This is a genomic window from Gordonia sp. p3-SID1431, assembly GCF_025143765.1.
Lineage (GTDB): Bacteria > Actinomycetota > Actinomycetes > Mycobacteriales > Mycobacteriaceae > Gordonia > Gordonia hongkongensis.
This window is the reverse complement of the sequence record NZ_JAMBDT010000029.1, coordinates 42,735-52,690: the sequence shown is the minus strand read 5'-3', so window position 1 is coordinate 52,690 and position 9,956 is coordinate 42,735. Positions and strand designations below refer to the sequence as shown.

At 69.9% G+C, this 9,956-nt stretch carries 5 protein-coding genes; 3 read left to right on the top strand and 2 right to left on the bottom strand.

Annotation, left to right across the window (positions count from 1 at the left end):
- The 3 genes from M4D77_RS09880 to M4D77_RS09870 all read left to right on the top strand — a co-directional run.
- Positions 1 to 7,573, top strand: a 7,573-nt coding sequence (locus M4D77_RS09880) for an amino acid adenylation domain-containing protein (RefSeq protein ID WP_396266571.1), incomplete at its 5' end; no start/stop codon positions are given.
- A gap of 121 nt (positions 7,574 to 7,694) precedes the next feature.
- Positions 7,695 to 7,922 carry an MbtH family protein gene (locus M4D77_RS09875; protein ID WP_006360234.1) on the top strand — a complete coding sequence of 76 codons (228 nt, stop codon included), beginning with the start codon at positions 7,695 to 7,697 and terminating at the stop codon, positions 7,920 to 7,922.
- A gap of 305 nt (positions 7,923 to 8,227) precedes the next feature.
- On the top strand, positions 8,228 to 8,545 hold the full coding sequence (locus M4D77_RS09870) for a hypothetical protein (RefSeq protein WP_006360233.1): 318 nt from the start codon (positions 8,228 to 8,230) through the stop codon (positions 8,543 to 8,545).
- A gap of 120 nt (positions 8,546 to 8,665) precedes the next feature.
- Here M4D77_RS09870 and M4D77_RS09865 read toward each other — a convergent pair whose 3' ends face one another.
- Together M4D77_RS09865 and M4D77_RS09860 are read right to left on the bottom strand one after the other, a co-directional pair.
- Positions 8,666 to 9,301 (bottom strand): DUF4190 domain-containing protein, encoded by a 636-nt coding sequence (locus M4D77_RS09865; protein WP_259936123.1) that lies wholly within the window; start codon positions 9,299 to 9,301, stop codon positions 8,666 to 8,668.
- 80 nt (positions 9,302 to 9,381) lie between these two features.
- Complete coding sequence (locus M4D77_RS09860) at positions 9,382 to 9,915, bottom strand: DUF4878 domain-containing protein (RefSeq protein WP_006360231.1); 534 nt, start codon at positions 9,913 to 9,915, stop codon at positions 9,382 to 9,384.
- Positions 9,916 to 9,956: the final 41 nt, after the last annotated feature.

The window sequence follows — 9,956 nt, the reverse complement described above, 5'->3', positions numbered from 1 at the left end:
CCTGCCCGCACCCGACGCGCCGTTCCTGCCGGCCACGGTGTCCGACGGGGTGGCGGCCATGAGCGTGCTGACGGTCAACGCGAGCACCGGTGCGTCCTCGAAGGGGCGTGTGCTCTCGGCCGATCTGCAGTTCCCCGCGGCGATCCTGTCGCCGGAGGATGTCCGCGACATCGCACGACGGTGGACCGCGGAACTCGCCGACGTCGTCCGCCTCGTCACGGACGGCGTCGACGTCGGCCGCTCGCCGTCGGATGTCCCGGGCGCCGAGGTGACCCAGCATGACTTGGACGTCGTGGCGCAGCGGTTCCCCGGCGCGCAGGTCTGGGCCCTGTCGCCGCTGCAACGCGGGCTGTACTTCCAGTCCCAACTCGCGGGCGCCGATGAACTCGATGTGTATGTGACGCAAGCGGTTCTGCACCTCGAGGGTGAGGTCGACCTCGAGCTGCTGCGCACCGCGGTGGTCGCACTGCTCGATCACCACCGCACCCTCAAGTCGGGGTTCGTCCGGGTGCCCAGCGGGCACGTGGTCACCGTCGTGCCCGAGACGGTGCCGCTGCGCTGGCGCGTGCTCGACGTGCCGACCACCGCCGAGGTGGATGTCCGGGCTGCCGTCGACGAGGTGTCGGCGGCCGAGCGCACCGAACCGTTCGACCTCGCCGACCCGCCGCTGCTGCGAGCGGTGGTCGTGCGCCACGCACAGGGCACGAGCGTGGTCATCACCAACCATCACATCCTGTTCGACGGCTGGTCCGGGCCGCTCGTGTTGGCCGACCTGCTGGCGCTCTACGCGACGGGGACCCCGTTCACCGGTCAGGGAACGACCGAACGCACCGACTTCGCCGACTACCTGGCCCGCATCGCCGACACCGACCTCGACGCCGGTCTCGCGGCGTGGCGGCGGGTCCTCGAACCGGTCGAGGAGCCGACCCTGGTCGCCCCCGGACTCACCGGCCACGCCGTCGAGGATGCCGAGAACGACTCCGCGGCAGACCATCTGCCGCGCGAGCATCGCTGGGTCCTCGAACCCGACCTGGTCTCGGGGCTCGAGCGGACGGCGCGGCAATCCGGTTCGACGACGGCCACGGTGTTGCAGCTCGCCTGGGCGGTGCTGCTGTCCCGGCTGACCGACAACCGGGTGGTCACCTTCGGCGAGACCGTGTCCGGACGTCCCGCCGGACTCGACGGCGTCGAGTCGATGGTCGGCCTGTTCATCAACACGCTGCCCGCCGTCGTCGACGTCGACCCGGAGGCGACGATCGCCGAGGTCCTCGGCCGGTTGCAGTCGGACAAGACCGCCGTGCTCGATCACCAGCACATCGGCTTGCCCGAGATCCTCACCGCCGTCGGACGGCCACAGTTGTTCGACACCCTGACCGTGCACGAGTCCTATCCCGTCGACAACGACTCACTGGCCGGCGGTGCCGCCAGTGCGGCAGTGGGACTGGCGATCCGGGACGTCGAGGTCTCCGACGCCACGCACTACCCGCTCAACCTCGCGACCTCGCCGACCGCGTCGGGCATCGCGGTCCGCTTGACCTACCTTCCCGACGCCTTCGCCACCGACGAGATCGCCGTCTTCGCGCGGTCCCTCGAGCGCATCCTGCAGGCCATCGCGGGCGACGCACAGACCCGGATCGCCGACATCCCACCGATGTCGAAGGACGACGAGGCCCGCCTCGACACATGGTCGACCGGCCCGGAGCTGATCCCGTCCGGCACCCATGTCGCCGATCTCCTGCTCGAGCGCGTCGCCGCGTCGCCCGACGCGATCGCGGTGGAGAGTCCGGCCGGGGCCTCGACCCGCGCGCATTCGACCTATGCCGAATTGGGAAGCAGGGTGAGCGTTCTCGCCCGGCGGCTGGTGGGTCTGGGGGTCGGACCGGAGGTCGCGGTCGGCGTGTGCATCCCGCGGTCGACGGAGATGATCGTCGCCGTCCACGCGATTCTCGCCGCCGGTGGGCAATTCGTGCCGATGGACCCGGCCGCGCCGGCCGATCGCATCGACTATCTGGCGCGCACCGCCGATGTCGCGGCGGTGCTGATCGGCCCGGGACTGGTCCCGGCGGGCATCGAGGCCCTCGACCCCGGTGTGACCGTCGTGGCCGTCGACGACGACTCGGGCGCCGGTGAGCCGGCGTCGCTCTTCGCGCCGGCGGAGCGTTCGTCGGCAGTCGTCGGCGCGAATCCGGCCTACACCATCTTCACGTCGGGTTCGACCGGTCGTCCCAAGGGCGTCACGGTGAGTCACGAAACCCTGCGCGCCCATCTCGACTACGACTGCGGCGCCTACGATTTCGGACCCGACGACGTCTTCCTGCAGGTGTTGGAGCTCACCTTCGATCCGTCGGTCGGCGAGATCCTCCGCCCGCCGCTCTCGGGTGGCCGCCTGGTGGTCATGGAGCCGGGTGAGCATCGTGACCCGGTCGCCGTCCTGCGCTACCTCGCGGACTTCGGCGTGACGTCGGCGACGCTGGTGCCCTCGATGCTCGCCGTGCTCACCGAGGTCGCCGATCCCGAACAGCTGCGCGGTCTCTCACGGCTGCGCTACCTGCACACGGGCGGCGAGGCGCTCCCGCAGCGCGTCGCCGAGACGGTACGGGAGCTGATCCCGCACGCGCCGATCCACAACCAGTACGGACCGACCGAGGCGACCATCTACGCGACCGTCGCGCGGGTCGCGGGCGACTCGGTCTCCATCGGGCGGCCCGTCGCGAACACCACCGCGCTGGTGCTCGACCATCGATTGCGCCCGGTGGCACCAGGATTCACCGGCGAGCTGTACCTCGGCGGCATCCAGTTGGCACGCGGATACACCTCGCGGCCCGCGCTCACGGCCGAACGCTTCGTGCCGAACCCCTACGGCGTGCCGGGGTCTCGCCTGTACCGGACCGGTGACCTGGTCCGCTGGCGAGCCGACGGTGAGCTGGAATACCAGGGCCGCACGGACTTCCAGGTGAAGCTGCGTGGCCAGCGGATCGAGCTCGGCGAGATCGAGTCGGCCCTCACATCGGCGCCGGGCGTCGTGTACGCGGCGGCGGCCGTCGTCGAGACGCCGGCCGGGCAGCAACTCGTGGCCTACCTGACACCGGCGTCGGTGGACCTGGATGCGGTCAAACACGCGGTGGCGCAGGCGCTCCCGGAGTTCATGCGTCCCGGGATGTGGATGCTGCTCGACGAGATGCCGCTGAGTAGCGCGGGCAAGATCGTGCGACAGCAGTTGCCGGCGCCGACCGTCGACACCGCCGCGATCGTGCCGGTCGCCGGCCCGCGGGAAGCGGCGGCGGCGTCGGTCTTCGCCGAGCTGCTGTCGATGTCGCCGGAGAATGTCGGCGCCACCACGAACTTCTTCGACATCGGTGGCAACTCGCTGTCGGCGATGCGGGCGGCGGCCCGGCTCGGAGACGCTCTCGGTATCGATGTGACGGTGCGTGACGTCTTCGAGGCGCCGACGCCGCGCCTGCTGGCCGAACGCCTCGGCGACCGTACCGGCGGACTCCCGCCCATCGTCGCGGTGACGCCTCGTCCTGACCGGATTCCGTTGTCGTACGCCCAGCAGCGGATGTGGTTCATCAACCGTTTCGATCCGACGCTGGCGGCCTACAACATCCCGGCGGTGATGCGCCTGACCGGTGATCTCGATCCGGCCGCGCTCGGCGCCGCGATCGCCGATGTCGTCGCGCGCCATGACATCCTCCGCACCACCTATCCCGAGACCGGCGGTCAGCCGGTACAGCTGATCGCCCCGGTGGCCGACATCGCGACCCGGCTCGACCACGAGTTCGTGCCGACCGCAGCCGGGCGCGACGGGGGAGAGGTCGTACTGGCCGCGGTCACAACGGGATTCGACCTCGCCGTCGACTGGCCGGTGCGGACCAGGCTGATCGAGATCGGAACCGGTTCCGGGACATCCGAGTACATTCTCGCGGTGGTCCTGCACCACGTGGCGTCCGACGGCGAATCCCTCGGGCCGCTGGTCACCGATCTCACCGCCGCCTACCTGGCACGGGCCGCCGGTACAGAGCCGTCGTTCGAGCCACTGCCCGTCCAGTACGCCGATTACGCCATCTGGCAGCGCCGCGCCCTCGGCGATGTCGACGACGCGGCGTCGGTGATGGGTGCCCAGCTGGAGTACTGGAGCGCGCACCTGGCCGGGATGCCCGATCTCCTGGAACTCCCGACCGATCGGCCTCGCCCGGCGGTCGCGTCGCAGCGTGGCTCGCGCGTGTCCTTCACGATCCCGGCGGACGTCACCGCCCGGATCGACACCGTCGCCGACGAGTTCGGGGTCACCCCGTTCATGGTGCTGCACGCGGCGCTGGCGGTCCTGCTCGCCGACCTGTCGGGAACCGACGACGTGGCGATCGGCACGCCGATCGCCGGACGTGGTGCCGCGGTACTCGATCCGCTGGTCGGCATGTTCGTGAACACGCTCGTGCTGCGTACCGCCCACGCGGCCGGTGACACGTTCGTCGACGTCCTCGGTCGCGTCCGACGCACCGACCTCGATGCCATCGCCCATGCCGATCTGCCGTTCGAGACCCTCGTCGACCGGCTCAACCCGGTTCGTTCCGAGGCGTTCGCCCCGCTCACCCAGGTGTGGCTGACCCTGGACCAGGCGGTGGTCCCCGAGCTCGCCGGACAGTCGCTGTCGGCCGATCTCGGCGACATCTCGGTCAGCCCGCTCGACGCGGGCGAGGTGCCGGCGAAGGTCGATCTGCTGTTCTCAATCGCGAAGGCGGAGGCGGGCGAGACCTGGTCGGCGGCACTGCAATACGCCACCGATCTGTTCGCGGAATCCACCGCCACCGGCTTCACGGCCCGATTCGTCAACCTGCTCGGCGCGCTCACCGCGACCCCGAGCGCCCCGGTCGCCGCGGCGCCCATCCTGCTGGCCGGTGAGGCCGAGTCGCTGGTGCCGGTACACGGCGGCCAGGCCGCCGAGGCCGTGTTGCTGGGCGAGCTCTTCACCGAGGCCGGCACGCGGTACCGGCGTCGTACCGCGGTGGTCGACGCCTCCGGCGCTACGCTGTCGTACTCCGCGCTGCACGCCCGGTCCAACCGCCTGGCGCGCTGGCTGATCGGTCGCGGCGTCGGTGCGGAAACACTGGTGGCGCTTGCGATTCCCCGGTCCGTCGACCTGTTGGTCGCGATCTGGGCGGTCGCGAAGACCGGCGGCGGTTACGTTCCCATCGATCCGGATTACCCTGCCGAACGGGTCGCGACGATGGTGGAGGACTCCGGCGCCCGGATGGGGCTGTCGGTCCACGCCGTCGGCGCGTTGCCGGACGAGGGCTTCGAGTGGCTCCGCCTCGACGACGCCGCGGTGGCCGCCGAACTCGACGCCACGTCGGATGCACCGGTGGACCCGGCCGAGCAGACCGGTCCGGTCAGAACCGACAACGTCGCCTACGTCATCTACACCTCGGGGTCGACGGGACGCCCCAAGGGCGTCGCGGTGTCGCATTCGGGACTGCGCAACTTCGCCGTGGCGAAGTCGACGGCGCTGGGAACCGAGGACGGGGCGGTGGTCCTGGGATTCGCGTCCCCGAGCTTCGACGCCTCGGTGCTCGAGTACCTCCTCGCGACGGTCAACGGCGGCACGCTCGTCTACCGGCCGTCGACCGCGGTCGGCGGTACGGAGCTGCAGGAGTTCATGCAGCGACACGAGGTCGCCACGACCTTCCTCACGCCGTCGGTGCTGTCGACGCTCGACCCGGCCGCGCTGCCCAGCCTGCAGGCGGTCTCCGTCGGCGGCGAGGCCGTGCCGCAGTCGGTGATGGACGTCTGGGCGCCACACACCCGCATCCACAACGGATACGGCCCGACGGAGACGACGATCATGGTCGCGGTCTCCGAAGCGGCGGCGCCCGGCGACCCGGTCCGCCTCGGTGGTCCGCTGCCCGGCCTCGAGTTCCTCGTGCTCGACGCCCACCTGCGGCCGGTGCCGGTCGGTGTGGCGGGGGAGCTCTACGTCCTCGGCCCCGCACTCTCGCGCGGTTATCTCGACCAGCCCGGCCTGACCGCCGCGCGGTTCGTCGCCAGTCCGCTCGCCGGACCCGGACGCCGCATGTACCGGACCGGCGACGTCGTGCGCTGGCGCGAGTCACCGTCGGGCGACCTCACGCTCGAGTACTCCGGCCGCAGCGACGACCAGGTGAAGCTGCGCGGCCTGCGCATCGAACTCGGCGAGATCGAGGCGGTGCTGCGCTCGGCGCCCGAGGTGCGTTCCGCGGTCGTCGTCGGCATCGGCTCGTCGGGGACCCCGAGTTCGGTGGCGTCGAGCCTCGCCGCCTATGTCGTCGGTGACGGTGTAGAGGTGGACGCTCTTCGTGGTCTGCTGGCCGCGCAGCTGCCCGGACACATGGTGCCTGCCTCGATCACGGTGCTCGACGAGTTCCCGCTGACCCCGGTCGGCAAGCTGGACCGAGCGGCGCTGCCGGCTCCCGAGGTGGCTTCCGTCGAATTCGTCGCCCCGGCCACCCCGGTCGAGCAGGCGATCGCCGATGCCTACGCCGAGGTCCTCGGCGTCGAACAGATCGGTGCCACCGACAGCTTCTTCGACCTGGGCGGCAACTCCCTCTCGGCCACCCGGGTCGCGGCGACGCTGCGCGACCGCAACGGCTTCGACATCGAACTCGCGTGGTTGTTCAGCGATCCGACGGTGCGTGGCCTGGCCCGCCGACTGGCCGAGGACAACGCGGTGAGCAACGACGTGGTGATCAGCCTCCGCGGCGAGGGTTCGCGGCCGCCGCTGTTCTGCGTGCACCCGGCCGGCGGCCTGGCGTGGTTCTACGGCGGGCTGGCACCGCACCTGCGGGATCGGCCCATCTACGGACTCCAGGACCCGCATGTGGTGACCGGAGAGCCGAGCGTGACCGACGCGCGGGTGCTGGCGCGGCGCTATGTCGAGGAGATCCGGCGGGTCCAGCCGCATGGCCCCTACCATCTGCTCGGCTGGTCGGTCGGCGGCGTGATCGCCCACGCGATGGCCGTACACCTCGTCGAACTCGGGGAGCAGGTCGCCTACCTGGGGATCATGGACTCCCGCCCGGAGGACGAACCGGTGATCGTCCACGACGTCCCCCAGCACGGGGAGCCGGTCGAGGCGGCCGCGGCGGAGCCCGGGCCGGCGATCGAGCCGGACGCGTCCACCGTGGTCGACGTCCTCGGCGGCTGGCGGGATCTCTTCGATCTCGGCGACGACGTGCAGGCGTCCACCTCCGAGGAGGTCACCGCGATCATCCGGCAGCAGATCTCCGGCATGGGCCTGCTCGCGGAGGATCAGGTGGAACGCATCATGGACAGCTTCGAGTCCTCGACCCAGGTGGTCCTCGACTACCGGCCCGATGTCTTCGCCGGCGACGTACACGTGTTCACCGCGACCGAGGACAAGGACGACCCGTCGACCCTGGCCGCGGCCTGGCGGCCGTTCGTCACCGGCGCCGTCGACAACGTCGATGTGGCCACCCACCACCTCGGGATGGCGAACGCCGACGCGCTCGCGGTCGTCGGCCCCGCGCTCGATGCCCAGCTGTCGCAGGTCGACGGCCTCGGCGAGCGGACACCGGAATGAGGGGATTTGCGTGACATCATCGACCTGACCTCGCGTGAATCCGGGCGGCGAGCCACTACGTTCGACAACAACAAAGCAGGCGGGTGACGACAGTCGCCGTGCCGATGGAGAAAGGACACCCATGACGAACCCATTCGACGACGAGGACGGCCGCTTCTACGTGCTCGTGAACGACGAGAACCAGCACTCGCTGTGGCCGACGTTCGCCGACATCCCCGCCGGGTGGACCAAGGTCTTCGGCGAGGACAGCCGCGCCGCGTGCCTGGAGTACGTGGAGCAGAACTGGACCGACCTCCGGCCCAAGAGCCTCATCGAGGCGATGGAGGCGGACAAGAGCGGCGACGCCTGAGTCGGTGACGGGCCCCGACACTCGCGATTGCGAAAGTCGGTCGTGCTCGAATGTCGGGACAGTTGCACGTGGATAACAGGTAAAGAATCAACCCAGTGGTGACCTGTCGCAACTGCAGTCACAGCCGTAACATCGGATTGCAGCACAGTTACCGAAATTGTTGTGGAATATCCCACACATGTTGAGTCAGTGTTCTACTAGTTGAATGAGGTAGGGCACACTTGGTTGAAGGATCGCATGAGTACCAACGTCAGGGGAGGCGGGGACACAGCGATCGACGCTCCACGGGCGGGAAGGCAGTAATCATGGACCAGCTACTACTGGATGACATCCAGACACGAGGGGCGATCACGCCCCACCTGACCGCTGTTCGGCTGGGCGATGACGCTCTCACCTACGGTGAACTCGCCGATCGCGTCGAGGACTACGGCAGCGTGCTGGCCGAGTACGGTATGTCGCCGACCTCGGCGTTCTACGCCGCCCTGATGCACTGTATGCCGTCTCTCGTGGACATCGACCCGGTCGATTCCCGGTTGCAGGTCATCGGCGAGATCCAGGCCTGGCTCGGCCGCGAGCGCGGCGAGGTCGCCTCGGTCCGGCCCCGACTCCGCGCGGTCAGCTAGAGACCCGCACCGACATACCCGACGAGACCCGCCGACAGGCGGGTCTCGTTGTTTCTGCGGTCGTGCGACCGTGGCGGCGACAAGCGTGGCGGCGACAGGCCTCGAAGAATGCGCCCGCGGCTACAGTCCGGCGAGGAGCAGAACGAGGAAGAGGATCGGGCCGCCCACGATCACGCTGCCGGCGCCGGTCACGATGCCCGTGATCGCGCGACCGGTGCCCTTGCGCTCCGCGGGGGCGCGTCGAACCTGCCTGACTCCGACCGCGCCGGCGACGACGGCGATCAGCCCGAGGATCGCGCCCAGTCCCAGCAGGAGGGTCAGGGGTATGGAGATCAGCCCGGTGGTCAGCGCCAGCGAGGCTGCCGGAGCGACGGAACGGCCGCCGACGGGCCTGGTCAGGTACGGAGCCGGACGCGCCGGAAAGGTCCGCGCGGGCAGCGGCATCGCGGCAAGGGGTGCCCGACCGGCGTTCTCCAGGTCCCAGAAGTCGCCCACCGGCGGCAATGCGGCGTGCTCTCGTGCCGGCAGCCGGTCGGCGTTGCGCGTCACCATCCGCGGTGACGATTCCGCCGCGGGCTCGACTTTGGTCGGCAGCTTCGGCGACGCGGGTACCGCAACGTGCAGGTCGACCCGCGTGCCGGTCGGTTCGGCCGCAGCCGGCAACTCGGTGTCGTCGAGATCGTTGACGAGCGGCCACCGCGCGTGCCGCTGGGTCACCGGCGGAGCGAACGGTTGGGTGGGTTGATCGGTACGCACGTACACCTCCTCGCCGCCCGGCTCCGGGTCGGAACCGCACCCGTCCGAGTGTAGGCGAGGAGGCGACGTACGCCGTGGGTCTAGTTGCCCTCTTGCTGGCCGCTGCCCATGCTGATCAGCTGCTGAATGGCGTCACCACTGAGCTTCCAGTCGCCGTCGACCTTGACGAAGCCGAGCTGGATGTCAACCGGCGTCGAGGAATGCGGGCTCTTCACCGCGACGGTCGCGGTGGCCTTGTCGCCGTCCTCGGTGACCTCTTTCACCGAGAACGCGTCCGGGGTGTATCCCGCGGCGGAGGCGCCCTTGGCGAAAGCCATCGCGGCCGGTTTGGTGGCGGGATTGGTGACGTCGATGACCTGGTCGAGCTCCTCGGAGGAAGTGTTCGGGTCGATGGCCTGGCGCAGGGTTTCCTGTGCGTCGTCATTGCTGAGCCCGGTGACCTCGTCGACCGCGTCGCTGGCGGCGGTCTCGACCTGGCTCGCCGCGGACTCGACGGCGGTGGACACCGCGCTCGTCGCCTCGTCGACGGTGTCGGTGGACTCCGAACAACCGGTGGCGACGAACAAAGCGGCCCCGGCGAGGGTGACGGCAGCGACGGACTTCCGGATCTTCATGCGACTCTCCTCGATGCAGTTGTCTATCCGCGGCGCTTCTC